Origin of the sequence: Mesomycoplasma hyopneumoniae J (assembly GCF_000008205.1) — a bacterium.
GTDB lineage: Bacteria > Bacillota_I > Bacilli_A > Mycoplasmatales > Metamycoplasmataceae > Mesomycoplasma > Mesomycoplasma hyopneumoniae.
Window position 1 is genome coordinate 777,745 of record NC_007295.1, and the last position, 18,593, is coordinate 796,337.

Genomic DNA, 18,593 nt, shown 5'->3' on the forward strand with positions numbered 1-18,593 from the left:
TAACTCTCAAAAACGTGTTTTTTAGTTTTAAAAAGAATCAAACCTAAAAAAAGTTGAAGGAATTCGCTATTTATATGGAGAACCAGTCAAATTCTCTTATTAAAATTAAGGAAACATTTTTAGAAAATAGATATCGAGAAGTAAAGGTCCGCGATTTTATCTCGACAAGAAATATCTACATGCATTGAAGAGAACCTTATATTTGAGAGGTGAACGGAAATAAGGAATTGCGTTGTCTTCCTTATTATTGTCAGCGTGAATTTATTCCTTTTTTAGACTTTGCTGCCACTAGTTCCTACAAAGACGGCCACAATCCAATTGAAGATATGATCGCAATTCCTTATAAACAAGGCAATTATATTTATCGACTTCGACTTGATGAAATCCAAAAAGCTACTTTTTTTTCAAAGGAATTAAGATTTTTTAAATTTTATAAGAAATCAATTTCTAAAGAAATTTATAAAATAATTTATGAAAGATATCATCGCGTGGCGAAATCTCGTTGGAATCTTGATGGAATTTTGTGGGATAATAACTCATGAAATGATATAAAAATGGTGGTAGTTGCAATTGAAAATATCGAAGATGCTAAAAATTGTCAATATTCAATCTCTTTTCCGTCAATTTTTAGAATGAGTTATACTGATAAAATAAGACTAAAAGCGGCCGAACAATTAATAATTGATGAAATTGAAGAACTAATTCCGTATGCGAAGCCGAAAGATCTTGAAAATCACAGAGAAAAAATTTTTGATTTTTTGACAATTCAAAATGAGTATAATTCTAAATATTTTGATCCAAATAAGGTGTATTTAGGTGCTGAAATTGAGGAAGATTTAAAAAAAATCAAAAAAGAATTCCAAGATTTTGAAGCTAATTACCCACTTGTATTTAATGTAAAAACTTTAGAAACTTATGAAAAAATTTTAGAAAAATTTGAAAAATACAATATTAAGAAATTTAATCTTAAAAAAGATGACAGAAGTAAAATTTTAATTAGCTGGCTTGACAAATTTGGGCCGGAATATCAAAAACATTGTATTAATCTATTCGGTAAAGAAGGGGAAAAATATTATGATGAAATCGAAAAATGAACTCATAAAATAAATCTTATCCAACTTTTTCAAATTATGTTTGGGCCTTTAATCAATTCCATTTGGGAACTTTTTAAATCTCGTATGATTAAACCAGATGCTATTATTTTAAAAAGTTGGGCTACACTTGATCCTTCAAAATTTGAATTATATTATTTTGGAGGCCCCGAATATGGAATTTATGATGAAATTTTAGGAAAGTTTGGTTCAAAAAATCCTGTTTTTTGATTCGCAACCGCATATTATCCAAGTGATCAAAGCGCAATGAATGGCTGAATTCCCGATATTATTATTAAAAATTTAATTTTAATTCACCGTGATGGGGAAAATATTTTATACTGAATTGGAAAAAGTCCATTTTACCATCATGTCTATAATGGAAAATATTTCCCACTAAATTTGTATTATAATAAAAAAATTTCTGATATTGAAAGAGATATTTTTTTGCGGCAAAACAAAGATCCAAAATTTTATTCATATGATAATTTATATATTGATGTAATTAGAAGATCGAATTCTGAATTAAGTCAATTATTTGATTATATTAATTTATATGAAAAAAAATATAAAAAGGATAATCCAAAGGGAAGTTTTCAAAATTTTTTACGTGAATCTGGTTTTTTAGCTAAAAGTGCAAGAAGAAAATTATCAAAATTTGAACTAACAACATTTTATAAGGTTTATGAAAAAACAGTTAATTATATTGACTTTGATAAAAATGAGTATTATGATTTTAGATTAAACGCAATTTATGAAAAATAACTGTAATTATTATGTTTTTTTAATTTATAAGATTTAATTTATCTAATTTTTCCTAATTCAGACTAAAAATATAAGCAATAAAACAACTAATACAAGCCTAGAAATTTATAAAATTTCATTTTTTGTGATAAAATTTAGGTATTACAACTAGTTTTTTGCTATAAAAATAAGTCAAGAAAAGCCTAAGATGGAGTGTGATGAATAAAAAAAGTAAAAATTTACTTAAAAAAGTTTGCAAAATATTTCTTTTTGCAGCATTTTCAACTTTGATAATAACTTCTTATACTAACAATAGTTTCCAAGATAAAACTTCGTCTAGCCAAAAAATAACAGAAAATTTAAGCAAAAAATCCCAAGAAATCAATAAAATCAGCCAAATGGCGGCCGTTAATGAACTAGAAGATGAAGAAATTTCAAAAGCAATTTTGGAAATTAAACCTAGAGAAGACGGTTTTTTACCTGCCATTCCTCTTTTGCTAGGTGGTTTTGGTGGAATTTTGTTTAGCGGATTATTTGCAAATTGATTTAGCCAAAACCCACTACCAGAATTGCCACGAATTGGTGGTCACCAATCATATTCACCTCAATTTACTGAAACATCAAGCGAAAACAACAAGAAGCAACCATTACCAAAAAAACCAGAAAAAACTTTTGAAAATAATCCTTGATTTGGCCCAACAAAAATTTCTAAAAATCAAAAATTAATTCCTAATAATTGACTACAAAATGATCAAAATTCTAGTGAAAATCAAAATTGGCTATCTGCATTTTCAAACCCAAAATCCGAAAAACACCAAAAATCTGGTCCAGTATACGGTCCTTTTTTACCAGGTCAAGACAAACGGGAACTAAATCCGATTATAACAAGGACGCCTAATTCAGTTACTATTGATTTAAATATTTTGGCAATAAAAACTAAAACTAAATTATCAGATAAAGTTGCAACTTTAAGTAGAGTTAAATTTGTTGAAATAACAAACAAGGACGAACTAAAAAAGTATAACGATATTCATCTTGCTTATTTTTTCCCAGGTATTGGAAATTATAAAGCAAAATTTATAATTAGTGAAACAAAAATTAGCCAGCAAGCAGCTTGGGCACTTTCAGTTTTTAGTCTCCAGGAAAGCATGGGCCTTCCAATAATTTTAGAAGAAATTTTTTTCCCGAATTTAGAGTCAAATTCATCAATTGTAGTCGATAAAGTTAAAAGATTATTGAGTTTTAAGTCTGATTTTTATTCATATAGCAAAACAAAAATGCAACAATTGGCTTACAAAGTTGCATCGACAATTAACATAATAATTGGTGCTAAATTTGCTTATAATGTCCCATATTTAAATGATGATAATGATGAAAATTACCCAAAAGGTTACCTTGTTAAGGAAAATTTTATTGATAAACCTTTTGATATGGAAGAAAATTGATACCAAAATATGCCATCAGATGAAACATGGTATTTAAATGGGAAGGGGATAATAAAAAAAAGAGAGGAAGAGATTAAAAAAAGGTTGAAGAAAAAGAAATTTTTTTCAAAAATTATCATGTTAGACGAGCAAGGCTTCATCCAAAAATTAAAGATGAAAAAGCACTAAAAGGTGAAAAAATCAAATTTGAAAAACTAAAAAGAGTAGAAGGAATTCACTATTTATATGGAGAACCAGTTAAATTCCCTTATTAAAATTAAGGAAAAATTTATTGAAAACAGATATCGAGAAGTAAATGCTCGCAATATTCTTTCGACACGAAATATTTATATGCATTGAAGGGAACCTTCAAATTCAGCTAATGGCCTTAAGGATTTCCGGTCTCAATGCAGACTTACATATTGCCATCAAGAATTTATATCTTTTTTAATTTTTAATGCTACAGAGTCAGATAAAATTGGCCACAATCCAATCGAAGATATGATTGCAATTCCTTACAAACAAGGCGATTATGTTTATCGACTTCGGCTTGATGAAATCCAAAAAGCAACCTTTTTTTCAAAAGAATTAAGATTTTTTAAATTTTATAAAAAATCAATTTCTAAGGAAATTTATAAAATAATTTATGAAAGATATCATCGGGTTGCAAGGTCATGTTGAAATCTTGATGGAATTTTTTGGGATAATAACTCTTGGAATGACATAAAAATGGTTGTAATTGCAGTTGAAAATATTGAAGATATTGAAAATTGTCAATATTCGATTTCTTTTCCTTCAATTTTTAGAATGAGTTATACAAATAAAGCAAGACTTAAAGAGGTAGAGCAACTAATAATTGATGAAATCGAAGAACTAATTCCATATGCAAAACCGAAAAATCTTGAAAATCATAGAGAAAAAATTTTTGATTTTTTATCAATCCAAAATGAGTATAATTCGAAATATTTTGATCCAAATAAGGTGTATTTAGGTCCTGAAATTGAGGATGATTTAAAAAAAATTGAGAAAGAATTTCAGGATTTTGAAGCAGATTATCGCCTTGCATTTAATGTAAAAACTTTAGAAACCTATGAAAATATTCAAAAAAAGTTTAAAAAATATGGAATTAAAAAATTTGACCTGGAAAAAGACGATAGAAGTAAAATTTTAGTTAGTTGACTTGACAAATTTAGTAAGGAATACAAAAAGCATTGCATCAATTTATTCGGAAAAGAAGGCAAAAAATATTATGATGAAATTGAAAAATGAACTAATAAAATAGATCTTATTAAACTTTTTCAAATAATGTTTGGGCCAATAATCAATTTTGTTGGAGCTTATTCAAACTATTACATAGCAAAACCGGATACAATAATTTTAAAAAGTTGAGCATCGCTTGACCCTTCAAAATTTGAATTATATTATTTTGGTGGACCAGAATATGGAATTTATGATGAAATTGTGAGTCAATTTGATTCAAAAAATCCTGTTTTTTGAGTAAATACCGCGTATGAACCAAGTGGTTATAGCGACACAAATGGCTGAATTCCTGATATTGTTATTAAAAATTTAATTTTAATTCACCGTGATGGGGAAAATATTTTATATTGAATTGGAAAAAGTCCATTTTATCATCATGTTTATAATGGAAAATATTTCCCACTAAATTTGTATTATAATAAAAAAATTTCTGATATTGAAAGAGATATTTTTTTGCGCAAAAATAGAGATCCAAAGTTTTACTGATATAAATATGATTTAAATATTGATGTAATTAAAAGATCGAATTCAGAATTAAGTCAATTATTTGATTGTATTCATTTATATGAAAAAAAATATAAAACCAATAGCTCAAAAAAACATTTTGGAAGCTTCCTACATAAATCTGATTTTTTAACTAAAAGCGCAAGAAGAAAATTATTAAAATTTGAAAGAACGTCATTTTTTGAAAAGCACAAAAAAACAGTTAATTATATTGACTTTGATAAAAATGAGTATTATGATTTCAGATTAAATGCAATGTATAAAAAATAGCGCTAATTATTATGTTTTTTAATTTTATAGTTCTGATTTAGTTTATTTTGCTACAAAAAAGTTCAAAAAATAGTGTTTGTGGGTTCAAAATTTAGTAAAAAAACTATTTTTTAGTGTATAATTCTATTCTAGATACATATATTTTTTTAAGTCTTTTAGCCACCAAAAAAAAAAAAAAAAAAAAAAAAAAAAAAAAAAAAAAAAAAAAAAAAAAAAAAAAAAAAAAAAAAATTATATGGTATAATATTAATTATAAGAGTAACAATAGCAAAAGGGATCACCTGAATCCATTCCGAACTCAGTAGTTAAGCCTTTTTACGCCGAAGATACTAGAAATAGGAAAATAGGGAGTTACTCTTTTTTTTTTTTTTTTTTTTTATGTAAAAGAGTTTAGAAATGGCATCTTTTAGCCAAAAAATTAAAATTGAAATTCTCTCAAACCGGCTTTCCCGGCCAAAATTTTTTTCGTTACTAAAAGGTTTAATTTTTAGTGCTTCAAAATTTGAGGATTCAAATTTTTTCATCATTAGAATTAATAGAAAAGAGATTTCAAATAGATTACGTGAAATTTTTCAATATTTTCAATTAAAATTTCTCGATACAAAGATAAATAAAAATTGAATTTGTGTTAATAAAAAGGTAATAAAAATCCAAAAAAATCCACATAATATACAATATTTTTTTGCTGGCCTTTTTATTGGTGGAGGGTCAATTTCACATCTTGAATCAAAAAGATATCATTTAGAGATTTCGTTCTTAGATAAAGAAAAATGTGAAAAAGTCAGTGAAATTCTACAAAAAAATGAATTAGAGTTTACTTTTCGACAAATTTTCCACCAAAATTATTTTAGGTTATATTTAAAAAAGGTTAACGAAATTATTTACTTTTTAATGGTAATAGGAGCGCTGGAACAAGCATCAAAGCTTGAAATCTTAAGAATTAAACGTGATCATTATTTAAACGCAAATCGTATTACTAATTTTGATATTAGTAATGCTAAGAAAATATCTAGTTCTTCAGCAAATTTCACTAAAAAATGAAATTTAATTCAGAAAAACAAGTTAACTGCATTTTTTAGTGAAAAAGAATTGATCTTCTTCAATGTAAGAACCACTAGACCTGAATTAAATTTACAAGAAATTTCCGAAATTTTAAAAAAGATGTATAATATTAATATAACTAAATCTGGTCTAAATTATTGACTTTCTAAAATGAATAAAATACTTAAGAAGAAAGAAGGAGAAAAAAATGAACAATAAAATTACTTACAACCAGCGCGACTTTAAAGCATATAGTCGATCAACGGCCTATATTCAAAAACAAACAAATCGTTTGTTAGGTTATTCCTTATTTTGACTTGGAATTGCCATTTTATTTATTGGTTTATTAACTTTTGCGATTTTATCAATTGATGCACTTTTTGATTTATATCAAATTTTTGTGTTTTCATTATTTTCAAGTATAGCAACAATTATTTTAATTACTCTTTTAATATTAGGACTAAATTTTTGAATTTCCTGATATATCGGCAAGAATGCCTTAGCCGAAAAGCCGTCAACTGTTTTTTTAGGTTTTCTATTTTTTGTTTTTATAATCATAAATTCTCTTACGCTACCTTTGTTTTTTGCTTTCCAAATAATTCAAGGTAATTCTAGCCTTGTAATGCTTGCAGTTGCTGGCGCAGGAGTAATTATGGCAGTCGTTGGAGCTCTTGGTTATTTCAATATAATTAATTTTGGAAAACTTCTGCCTTTAATTATAGCGGGAATAATAATTCAGTTTGTAATTGGTTTAGCGACACTTTTTATCTTTTCTACATTTTTAGAAACTTTATATTCAATCATCGGAATTACCGTAACTCTTGGAATAATTGGTTATGAATTTTGGCTTATCCGCAATCAGTCATGCCAAATTCTTGCTTTTTATACAGACGAGGCAGAAATTAAACGCGTTTTTTTCAGAATTGCAATTTGAAATGCTCTTGGTTTATATATTTCATTTATTCGTTTAGTTATTTTTATAACAAGAATTATGGCTTCAAGGTATTAGAAAAAATAATCTAAAAAACTTATTTTTAAAGGATATTTTATAAAATATAAATGGAAAATAAAATAATTTTAGTTGATATTGAGATAAGTAAAGGTTCAAATATAAAATATGAACTTGATTCTAAAACAAAAAAATTAGTAGTTGATCGAATTTTATATGGTGATTTTGTCTACCCAGCAAATTATGGTAGTATTCCAAAAACTTTAGATTGAGATGGCGATGCTCTTGATTTTTTAGTCTATTCAAATCAAAAATTTCTACCAGGAACCCAATTAAATGCAAGACTTTTAGGGGCTCTTGAAATGATTGATGATGGTGAAATTGATACAAAATTAATTGGTGTCCATAATGATGACTACCGTTTTGATCATATAAAATCTCTTGATGATCTACCGCAGGAATGACTTGATTCGATTTATTATTTTTTTAGCAACTACAAAAATTGAAAAAAACCCGGAATTACTAAGGTTTCAAAGTTTCTCAAATATGAGCAAGCATTAAAAGAATATAAAACTTGCCAAGAATTATTTAATAAATATAAGGACTTTAAAAAATCTGAATTTTTAAAATTAATGATGGAACAATTTCCTGAAAAATATCAAAAATAATTTCAGAAAAATTTGAATTTTTGTAAAAACCAAATAAATTTTAAATTTTATTTGGTTTTTTTTCTTTTTAACGAAATTATTTTTGTAAATAATAAATTTTTGCTTTAATATACAAAAAAAAGGATTAAAAAATATTGGAATTTTTAAAAATTTTTTAGTTTTTGTAATATAATAGAAAATGTAAAATAAAAATTAATTTATTAAAAAATAATTGAAAGTCATCGTAATTAAAACAATTAATTAGGAGAACAACTATGAAAAAAAAGATAAAATGAAATAAATTTCTTGGCTTAGGCTTAGTTTTTCCGCTTTCAGCAATCGCAACAATCTCTGCCGGATGTTGGGATAAAGAAACAACTAAAGAAGAAAAATCAGCCGATAATCAAAATAAGCAAATCACTGATGTCTCAAAAATTTCAGGACTAGTTAATGAACGAAAATCCGAAATTATGGCCGCAAAAGCTGATGCAAACAAACATTTTGGGCTAAATATGGCAATTGTAGCCGCTGATGGAACGGTAAATGATAATTCATTTAACCAATCAAGTTGAGAGGCAATTCAACAACTTGGCGCTCTTACTGGAGGTGAGATTACTTCAGTAGATAGTTCAACTGCTGAACTTGAAGGAAAATATAGCTCACTTGCTAATACCAACAAAAATGTTTGAGTACTTTCTGGTTTTCAACACGGTGATGCGATCACAAACTGATTAAAAGTCCCTGAAAATAAGCAATTATTTACTGAAAAAAATATTATCATACTCGGAATTGACTGAACTGATACTGAAAATGTAATTCCAACAGGTCGATATATTAATTTAACCTATAAAACTGAAGAAGCCGGATGACTTGCAGGATATGCGAATGCTTCCTTTTTGGCAAAAAAATTCCCAAGTGATCCAACTAAAAGATCAGCAATTGTTATCGGTGGTGGGATTTCGCCAGCTGTAACTGATTTTATCGCTGGTTATCTAGCCGGAATTAAAGCTTGAAATCTAAAAAATTCTGATAAAAAAACAAAGATAACAACTGATAAAATCGAGATAAATCTTGGGTTTAAGGTTCAAAATACTTCAACAAAAGAAAGACTTGAACAAATTGCTTCAAAAGATAAACCTTCAACACTATTAGCTGTCGCTGGACCACTTACTGAAATTTTCTCGGATATAATCGCAAACCAAAATGATCGTTATCTCATTGGTGTTGACACCGACCAATCACTTGTTTATACAAAAACTAAAAATAAATTTTTCACCTCAATTTTGAAAAATTTAGGTTACTCCGTTTTCAGTGTTCTTAGTGATTTATATACCAAAAAATCAAATTCAAGAAATTTAGCCGGCTTTGAATTTGGTAAAAAAAGTGCAACTGTTTATCTTGGAATTAAAGACAGGTTTGTCGATATTGCTGATACTTCTTTAGAAGGAAATGATAAAAAACTCGCAACTGAAGCCATTTCTGAAGCTAAAAAAGAATTTGAAGAAAAAACTAAGACAATTCCTGCCGAAGAAGTTCGTAAAACTTTAGAAATTCCGGAAATGCCTGATAAACAACCTGATAAGCAACAGGAAAGCTTAGACAAACTAATTACCGATATTAATAAAAATTAAGTAAGAAAAAATAACAATTTTTTAACATTATATCTTTTTTTAGAGATTAATTTTCTTCTAATTTAGTTTAATTTAATATAAAATTATATTAAATTAAAAAAATAAAAAATCCGGACTATTTTTGTTCCGGATTTTTTATTTTTGTGTTACTATTTAATATAATGATAAATCAGGATTATGCAATTGAATTTATTCAAGTCTCGAAAAAATTTGGCAGTTTTTATGCCAATTACAAAATAGATTTTAAGATTAAAAAAAACACAATTCATGCTCTAATTGGCGAGAATGGTGCTGGAAAATCGACACTTATGTCAACACTTTTTGGAATTTATACCCCTGATGAGGGCCAAATTAGAGTCAATGGTAGGCAATCTTTTATTGATAATCCAAATCGCGCAGCAGATTTTGGAATCGGTATGGTTCACCAACATTTTAAACTTGTTGATGCATATACTAATTTTGAAAACATTATTTTAGGTCAAGAATTTAGTCATTATGGCATTATCAACCGTGAAACTGCAAGGCAAAAAATCAAAATTTTACAAGAAAAATACAATATTTCCTTCGATTTAGATCAAAAAACCGGTGATGCCTCTGTTGTTATTAAGCAAAAAATTGAAATTATAAAAATTTTATACCGTGATTCAGATATTTTAATTTTTGATGAACCAACTGCAATTTTATCACCACAGGAAATTGACTCATTTTTAGAAATTCTGAAATTTTTTGTCAAAAATGGGAAAACTATCATTTTTATTTCGCATAAATTATTAGAAATTAAAGAAGTTGCAAATTCGGCCACTGTTTTACGGGCAGGAAAAGTCGTTGCTAATTTTGAAAGTCTTGAAAATGTTACAATCACGGAAATGGCAGCGGCAATGGTGGGAAAAACTGTTGTTGAATCAAAAAATACTAGTGAATGCCACTTTGGCCAATTAGGCTTAAAAATTGAAGGTCTTTCTGCTAAAACTGATAAGGAAATCGTTGATTTAGACCTTGAAATTCACAAAGGCGAAATTCTTGCAATTGCTGGAATTGAAGGAAATGGTCAGTTAGAACTAGAACTTGCTCTTTCCGGTCTTATAGCCTCAAAAGGAAAAATTCTTGTCTATGATAATGAAAATAAGCCTATAAATCTTGAAAATTTAGGACCGTTAGCCCGTTTTGGTCTAATTTCTTATGTACCCAGTGATCGTCATAAATATGCAATCGTCCTTGATCTACCAAACCTAGATAATTCAATTATTAGAAATTTACGAAACGAAAATTTTGTTAAAAAAACGTATATCAAATCACAAAAAGTGCAAGAATTATATGCAGAAATTCTCAAGAACTTTGATGTCCGCGGTGATTTAATTGGCTCAAGAAATTCTAGACTTTTATCAGGAGGAAATCAACAAAAATTTGTCTTAGGACGCGAAATTCTAACTCCCCATGAAGTACTTTTAATTGTTCAGCCAACCCGAGGACTAGATATTGGTGCAATTAATCTCGTCCACCAAATTATTTTAGACCAAAAACAGAAAAATAAAGCAATTTTACTAATTTCTTATGAACTTGATGAAGTTTTAGCGCTTGCGGATACAATTTGTGTACTCAATAAAGGCCGAATTTCCAAAAAATTTATGCGCACTGAAATTGATCGCTATAAAATTGGGCAACTAATGGGGGAGTAAAAATGATGAAAAATTTAGTTAATCCGCTGCAATTTTTTTTCAAAAAAATTGACAAAATTAGTCTAAAAAGTTCTTCAGAAAAGATTTTTTCGACTCTTTGGGCGATTTTTTTCGGAATTTTAATGTCATTTATTTTTATTCGCGCCTTCGGCTATAACCCTTTTAAAGTTTATTATACAATGTTTTTTAAAATTGCTTTTGCTAAAAATCAGATTCGAAATCTGCTTTTGACAAGCTCAATTTTCATTTTTGCCAGTATTGCAATTGCGATTCCTTTTAAAGCTGGACTTTTTAATATTGGTGCGCCCAGTCAAATGATGATTTCAGGGGCTATTTCTTTGCTAGTTTTCTTGAATTTAACCTCAATAAATATTTATTTACGTTTGTTTTTAGGTGCTTTTTTGGGAATAATGGCAAGTGGAATTCTTGGTTTTTTAGTTGGAATTTTAAAATCCTTTCTGCGAATTAATGAAGTTATTTCGACTATCTTATTAAATTGAATTATTTATTATATAATAAAATTTTTGCTAACTTCAACTAATTTAGATATCGGTTTTATCTCAAATTCACCACTTACAAGTAAATCAATTAGTGAGACAAGTTTTCTGACTTCAATTTTTCTAACAAGAAATTTTGCGGTAATAATGTTATTTTTAGGACTTATTTTTGCTTTTTTAATCTGATTTATTATGCAGAAAACAACAATTGGGCTTAGAATAAAAATTACTGGACAAAATAAAAATGTTGCATCTTATGCTGGAATTAATAATAAAATTATGACTATTTCAGTAATGAGCTTTTCAGGAGTAATCGCAGGAATTGCTGGATTTATTTGGTATATTTTTTATAAACGATCTTTTACACTTAGTAGCGGGATGCCCCGTGAAGGTTTTGATGCCATTTTGGTGACACTTCTAGCCTTTAATTCGCCTTTTGGGATAATCCCTACCTCCTTTTTTTATTCAACACTTTCAATCGGCGCCAGCGCCCTTGAGTCACACTCAATTCGTTTAAATCAGGATACAATGCAAATTGTGATTGGAATTATTATTTATTTATCAGCAATTTCAGTTGTTTTTGTTAATTTTCAGCCAATAAAGTGAATTTTAAATTTCTACTTTTTATTAAGTTCGCGGCAATTTTTTGGACCGAAAACAGTAAAATTTCGCTCATTAAAATTAGAAAAATCTAAGTTTAGTTGGTTAAATTTAGTTGGTCTAAAAAAAATTGCTCCCGAAAAAATTGAGGAAATTAACTATGAAATTAATAATTTAGAAAGTCGGCGAATTCAATATTTAGATTGATTTTTAAATGATAAAATAAATATTTTACATATTTATTTTAATATTCAAAAAATTAATATAAAATTATATTTTTTGAAAAAACAAACACTAAAAATAAAAAACCATCATAATGTTTTAATTTGGAAAAAAATTAAAAAAGATATTAAAAATAATTTTGGCATTAATTCAAATTTTAGAAATAAAACTTTAGAGGAAAAATTAGCATTTTTTGAACAAGTTGGTGAGAAAAAAAGATATGCAAATCAAAAACTAAATTCTTTAGGTTATTATGATCTAAAAAATAATCGAAACACCTTTAGACAGCAATTTATCGAGCAACATTTACAATTTAAAAGTCTAAAATCAGAAATTATTAGTAATTTTAGAATAGAAAAAAAACAAAAATCTGAAAAAAACAAGGAAAAAAAATAATGACTATAGATACAATTATCCCCATTTTAACGCTCTTTTTTCTATTTTTTTCAATAATAACTACCGGCTCAATTGCTGGATTATATAGTGAAAAAGCAGGAATTGTCAATATTGCAATTAACGGAATTATGATTATTGGAGCAACAACTTATGGTCTTTTTTCAATTTTAATCGGGATTCCAAATATGGCAATGCAATTATTACTGATTCCACTTGCTGCACTTTTTTCGGGGCTTTTTGCACTCTTACATGGGTTTATCACAATAAAATTAAAGGGAAATCATATAATTTCTGGGGTAGCCCTTAATATTCTAGCACCAGCAGTCTCCTTTGTTTTATTAAAAATTTATGGTAAAAGTAACCGTTTTGAATCAGTTGTAAACGAACTTGCTTTTGGACAGAACAAGGAATTTCTTAATATTTTTTCACTTAAATTATTTATTTTAATTGGTATAATTGTTATCACCTGATTTATTTTTTCAAAAACAAAATTAGGACTACGGATTTCCGCTGTTGGTGAAAATCCACATGCCGCAGCCGCTGCAGGAATTAATGTTGATAAACTTAAATGATTAGGAGTTTTTCTATCAGGAATAATCGGCGGAATTGCGGGGGCTTTTTATTTCCAGTATGCCGGATCAACTTTTCGGGGAAATGTTCAAGGTTTGGGATTTTTATCACTAACAATTTTGATTATGGGCCGCTGAAAAATTATATTTATTGTAATTTCAGGGCTGATTTTCCCATTTTTATACACTTTATCAATAAATTTAGCCGGAAATTTCGGGAATTTCCTCCCAATTGTTGAAGCTGCGCCATATCTTTTTACAATCATTTTACTTGCTCTAAGTTCGAAAAAAGATTTAGCCCCAAAAGCACTTGGAATTCCTTATGATAAATCACTAAAATAAATACACGAAGAAAAAAATCTAATGAAAAGGGACCTAATTTAGGTTTAAGAGTTATTTTATGTACAAAAAATTTTTTGATGGGGTCATTGAAGTAATTACAGGGCCAATGTTTTCAGGGAAATCTGATGAGTTAATTAAAAGGATAAAAATTCTAACTTATGCCGATATTAAAACTTTAGTGATAAAACCTTCAGTTGATTACCGTTTTTCCCAGTGCGAAATCGTCTCGCGGTCAGGTTTGAAAATTCCCACTTTTTTGGCCAGAACAACACAAGAAATCCGGGATTTATTTACAAGAGATAACTACCAGGCAATCGCAATTGATGAAATCCAATTTTTTGACGAGGAAATTGTAACTTTTTTAGAACAAATCGCCGATAAAGGAATTCGGGTAATTGTCAGTGGCCTTGACCAAGATTTTCGCCGCAAGCCTTTTGGTAGTTTACCAAATTTAATGGCAATCGCCGAAAATGTTACTAAATTACAAGCAGTTTGCTCACTTTGTAAACGCGCTGCAACAACAACCGCGCGTAAAGTTCTTAATGAGGCACAAACTTTAATTGGTGATCAAGACGAATACGAAGCGCGGTGCCGTGCTTGTCATAGTTTATAATTTTTTTTTTTTTTTTTTTTTTTTTTTTTTTTTTTAGTTTTTCCCCGCGTAATTATGGTATAATTATTTTTTGCATACGCAAGTGTAGTTTAATGGTAGAACTTCAGCCTTCCAAGCTGACTGTGAGGGTTCGATTCCCTTCACTTGCTCCATATCTTTTTGACCACTTAATCCTTTTTTGAAAAAATATATTGAATTATTTTTTCAAAAAAGGATTTATTTAATATTTTTAAATACAAAGGAGAAGAATGGTATCATTTTCTGCAGTTGTAATTGATAAATTAGGTTTCCATGCCCGCCCAGCTTCAAAAGTTGCCAAATTAGCAAGTGAGTTTAAATCTGAAGTTAAAATTTTTAATGGTGAAAAATCAGGGAATGCAAAGTCAATTATGAACATAATGGCATTAGGAATTAAATCTGGAACTGAATTTCGCATTGAAATTACCGGTGAAGATGAAAATGAAGCAGTTAAAGCAATTAAAAATTTAATAATTGAAGAAAAACTAATTCTTGAGTAGCTAAAATAAATAAATTTTTTCTTAATTCTTCCAAAAAAAACCCGTAATAAATGACGGGTTTTTTCTTTTTCTCCATAATCTTTTATTATTAATTATGGAGAAAAAGAAAAAAATTATAAAAAAATATAATTTTTAAACTAAACAACAAAAAAATTAAAAAATAATGTAAAATTTAAGGAAATAAGTTTATTACTTATGCTTAAATTTAGGAGGAAAAATGGGTTTTTGTTTTAAAGGTTTATTTAGTAGAACAACAAAGAAATGTTGTAAAAATTGTAAATGCAAACAAAATAACAACTGTAAATGCGAATATGAAGCTTGTGAATACAATACAGCTGAGCAAATTTTTGCTCCTTCAACAGGAAAATTGATTAAACTTTCTAGGGTAAAAGATGGTATATTTTCTAAGGAAATGCTAGGGAAAGGATTCGCAGTCCAGGTAGGAAATACCGGAAAAAAGGACATTTTTGCTCCAATTTCTGGAAAAGTTAATATGGTTTTTCCCACAAAACATGCCCTTGGCTTTGCATCTTTAGATAATAAGACACAAATTCTTCTACATCTTGGAATCGATACAGTTGAACTTGAAGGAAAAGGAATTGAAATTTTTGTTAAACTTAATCAAAAAATTCAAGCTGGCGATAAGATTGCCGCTGTTAATCTTGATTATCTAATTAAATCAGGAATTACTAACACTGATATTATTGTTATTGTCCTTAATGAATCAGAATACAACAACTTTAAATTTCTAACTTCTCCACAGCGAGAAATCGACACTATTCCATTTTTAGTTGGAACAAGTAGTAAATCCTAAGAACAATTTGATTTATGCCTTTTATTTCTTAAGTATGGCTAATTATACACTAATTTTTTTATTCCAAACTTTTTTTTTTTTTTTTTTTTACGGAAAAGAACAATAATTATGAAAAAAATAAGAACTAAAATTTTAACTTAGAAATAAAAAACACTATAAATTTATAGTGTTTTTTATAAAAATATAGTTATAATTGGTTTTAAAATTTTTTATTATTTTTTAAATATAGTGCTAGAAATTTAAAATTTATTTTAAAAAGTTAAAAATACTTATAAGGCAAAAAATAAAAATTATCACATAAATTCAAAGACATTTTGATATTATTAGATTATTTTCAGTCGCCAAAAACATCAACTTTGTTGATATCGCCAAAACCATTAGGAAATAAATAAGTTTTTATATTTTTCCCTTTATAAAGTTGTTGCATCGCTTGGAAGTAAGATTTTCTTTGATGCTTTGAACCATAAATTAGGTCGTATTTTGGTAAAGAATATTTACCATAGTAACCATTATAATCATATCCATATGATCTTAAATTTAAAGTTAAAGCAGTTGAAGCAAGTCTGTCGTTTGCAAAAACAAGTGAATAAAGTTTATCATCTTTATAAACACCAGTTCCTGACATACCGGCTCCTGCGGTAAAATTATCCAGCAAGGTTCCTAAACCTCAAAATAAATAAGGGGTTTCCTTGAAAGTTCGCGAGTGCTGATCGTATTTAGTTACCTTGATAAAACCTGAAGAAACATAAGCGTTTGAGATAAAAAGATCTGTTAGTCCGGGCTTATTTATAAAAGATCGATAAGATCTTGACCAAGAAAGATCGCCGCCATCTTTAAGTTTGGGATTTGATAAATCCCTGTTAAAATAAAGTTCATGATCCTTGTTAACATGGGGTGAAAGGCTATATTTTCGCGTATCTCAGGCTTGTTTATTTTGATATTCGTTTAAAGTTGAATTAAGTTCGCCTTCTGAGACTGGAAATCCGAGACCGTAAAACTGATTTGGAGCTAATTTTTCATATTCTTGTTCATTTAAAAGGTTAGTATCCGAGATAATTGTGCTTTGTTTTTGATTATTTTTTGCATCTTGGTGCTCCTTATATCAATCCCCTGTTATCAGTTTTGCTTGATCTTCATTATCAAAAGTTAGTTCCATAATTGCAAAATCAAGTATTTCTTCCATATTTTTATATTTTTCTTGCTCAGTGAAGTCCCCAGGTTTTTTTTCGAATACATTAGTCCCAAAAACCACTGTTTTTACGTTAAGTTCAGCATTTTTTGGTACTTCTTGATTATTATTTAGTTTATCACTATAGATTTGGTAGTTATTACTTTGATCTAATTGTTTTCCGGCATTATGAAGATTACTTGATTTTGTTCGCACCGAAATTCTTATAGTATCATAATAAGCATCGCGACGACTTTCACCAGTTGTTGGCATTATATTATTGAGGTCAACATCATTTTTTATCTTGGTTAGTACAAGCGATCAAGTATTATATTGTCGATTATAAGAATTATAAGCATCTTCATCACGGCCATAAATTGAATCAGGATGATAGTCATTTGCGACTAAAAGTCGGTTTAAAACATGAGCATTTGTGATAAAATATCAAGTAAGCGGATATTTTTGGCCATCCTCTTTTTTGTAATCGAGAATATTCATTGTCCCATGGAAACCTTTAGAAAAATGGACAATTTCTTTTGGATCTAAATATTCAGGTTCACCTTGGCCGCCATCAGGACGAAATTTTAGAAAATCTCCATTGACAATTTCAACACCAATTGAATTTTTTGTTAAATTTTTATATTCTTGATTTGGTAAAATCCGGGGAAGGCCGACTCTTCCAGGTCCACCTCTTAGTAGTTGGCCAGTTGCCTCATCGACATGAAGTGCCGGGGATGTATCTCCTTTTTGATGTTCTGGAATCTCGATACTAGTAATTTTACCAGAAGAATCAAATTTTGGGACAACAAAAGTTCGATAAGCGGCATTATCATATAAAGGTTGGCCGGCCTTTTTAGCTTCTTGATTAAGTTGTGATTTTAGATTTTCGGGTAATTTTTTTGTTTTTCCATAAGGGTATTCAACTAAGCCATCTGGGTTTTCAAGACCGACGATTCTAGCCGGGCCGCCGCCAAATTTTTGAATAAAATACTTATATTCATGATCGGGGAAATCATATTTATATTGATCAGCAACAATTCGTTTGCCGTCTTTGATAATCGCTCAATTTTGGCCTTTAGGTGTAATTTCCTTTAATTTTTCATAATATTGATTAACTTTATCAGCTGGAATTTCTTGTTTTGGTTGCTCAGGTACCTCCTGTTTTTTCTCAATAGGTTTTAAAATATCATTAAAAGAACCAATAATTAACTTTGTTAAATGATCAATTTGATAATTTTGTTTTTCAAGTTGATAATCTAAAGATTTTTTTGTATTATCCCAGTCTCTCTGTTTGTTTTCAAGATCAGGATTTTTGAATAATTTTTCAAGATCAGCTCTAATTTCATCAAGTTTTTTACCAAAATTATGATAAGCTTGCTTAGAAGGCAAGTTTTCAAAATTTTGGTATTCGGAATTTAGTCGCGCTTTTAGTTCATCTCTAATTTTTTCAATATCTTTTTGATCTGTCTTTGGATTTGTTTTCTGGTTTGTTGTTGATAGATTTTCCTTGCTTGTTTGTTTAGAACAAGATCAAGATATTAGTGAAAAAGTAGTAAAAACAAGCCCAAAAAGTAAGAAAAACTGCTTGTTTTTCATAGAAAAGTATTTTTTTTGCAT

The 18,593-nt window shown here is 28.4% G+C and carries 14 protein-coding genes, 1 tRNA gene and 1 rRNA gene; 15 read left to right on the forward strand and 1 reads right to left on the reverse strand.

Features of this window, described 5'->3' with window-relative positions:
- Positions 1–74: 74 nt before the first annotated feature.
- The 15 genes from MHJ_RS03180 to MHJ_RS03250 all read left to right on the forward strand — a co-directional run bounded on the left by MHJ_RS03180 (position 75) and on the right by MHJ_RS03250 (position 15,808).
- Positions 75–1,856 (forward strand): hypothetical protein, encoded by a 1,782-nt coding sequence (locus tag MHJ_RS03180; protein WP_044284713.1) that lies wholly within the window; start codon positions 75–77, stop codon positions 1,854–1,856.
- Between the two features lie 197 nt (positions 1,857–2,053).
- On the forward strand, positions 2,054–3,448 hold the full coding sequence (locus tag MHJ_RS03185) for a hypothetical protein (protein ID WP_044284714.1): 1,395 nt from the start codon (positions 2,054–2,056) through the stop codon (positions 3,446–3,448).
- 57 nt (positions 3,449–3,505) lie between these two features.
- Positions 3,506–5,293, forward strand: coding sequence for a hypothetical protein (locus MHJ_RS03190; protein ID WP_014579984.1), 1,788 nt, complete (start codon positions 3,506–3,508; stop codon positions 5,291–5,293).
- Positions 5,294–5,547: 254 nt separating this feature from the next.
- Positions 5,548–5,653: ribosomal RNA gene (gene rrf / locus MHJ_RS03195) — 5S ribosomal RNA — on the forward strand.
- A 36-nt stretch (positions 5,654–5,689) separates the two neighbouring features.
- A complete protein-coding gene (gene whiA / locus MHJ_RS03200) occupies positions 5,690–6,553 on the forward strand; it encodes a DNA-binding protein WhiA (protein WP_044284715.1) in 864 nt (287 codons plus the stop codon).
- Positions 6,543–7,343, forward strand: coding sequence for an MAG0110 family membrane protein (locus tag MHJ_RS03205; protein ID WP_014579986.1), 801 nt, complete (start codon positions 6,543–6,545; stop codon positions 7,341–7,343). The genes whiA and MHJ_RS03205 overlap by 11 nt, the downstream gene beginning before the upstream one ends.
- A 50-nt stretch (positions 7,344–7,393) precedes the next feature.
- Positions 7,394–7,951, forward strand: a complete 558-nt coding sequence (locus tag MHJ_RS03210; protein WP_011284337.1) for an inorganic diphosphatase — start codon at positions 7,394–7,396, stop codon at positions 7,949–7,951.
- Positions 7,952–8,205: 254 nt separating this feature from the next.
- Complete coding sequence (locus MHJ_RS03215; RefSeq protein WP_044284716.1) at positions 8,206–9,561, forward strand: BMP family ABC transporter substrate-binding protein; 1,356 nt, start codon at positions 8,206–8,208, stop codon at positions 9,559–9,561.
- A gap of 161 nt (positions 9,562–9,722) precedes the next feature.
- Complete coding sequence (locus tag MHJ_RS03220; protein WP_014579989.1) at positions 9,723–11,237, forward strand: ABC transporter ATP-binding protein; 1,515 nt, start codon at positions 9,723–9,725, stop codon at positions 11,235–11,237.
- Between the two features lie 2 nt (positions 11,238–11,239).
- Entirely contained in the window at positions 11,240–12,952 is a 1,713-nt protein-coding gene (locus MHJ_RS03225; protein WP_011284340.1) for an ABC transporter permease, read from the forward strand.
- Positions 12,952–13,863 carry an ABC transporter permease gene (locus MHJ_RS03230; protein ID WP_044284717.1) on the forward strand — a complete coding sequence of 304 codons (912 nt, stop codon included), beginning with the start codon at positions 12,952–12,954 and terminating at the stop codon, positions 13,861–13,863. Before MHJ_RS03225 ends, MHJ_RS03230 begins: the two co-directional genes overlap by 1 nt.
- A gap of 58 nt (positions 13,864–13,921) precedes the next feature.
- Positions 13,922–14,476 (forward strand): thymidine kinase, encoded by a 555-nt coding sequence (locus MHJ_RS03235; RefSeq protein WP_011206458.1) that lies wholly within the window; start codon positions 13,922–13,924, stop codon positions 14,474–14,476.
- Between the two features lie 78 nt (positions 14,477–14,554).
- Positions 14,555–14,628 (forward strand) — tRNA-Gly (locus MHJ_RS03240).
- Between the two features lie 96 nt (positions 14,629–14,724).
- Complete coding sequence (locus tag MHJ_RS03245; protein WP_011206459.1) at positions 14,725–14,994, forward strand: HPr family phosphocarrier protein; 270 nt, start codon at positions 14,725–14,727, stop codon at positions 14,992–14,994.
- 217 nt (positions 14,995–15,211) lie between these two features.
- On the forward strand, positions 15,212–15,808 hold the full coding sequence (locus MHJ_RS03250) for a PTS sugar transporter subunit IIA (protein WP_044284718.1): 597 nt from the start codon (positions 15,212–15,214) through the stop codon (positions 15,806–15,808).
- 328 nt (positions 15,809–16,136) lie between these two features.
- Here MHJ_RS03250 and mip read toward each other — a convergent pair whose 3' ends face one another.
- On the reverse strand, positions 16,137–18,593 hold the full coding sequence (gene mip / locus MHJ_RS03255; protein WP_044284719.1) for an Ig-specific serine endopeptidase MIP: 2,457 nt from the start codon (positions 18,591–18,593) through the stop codon (positions 16,137–16,139).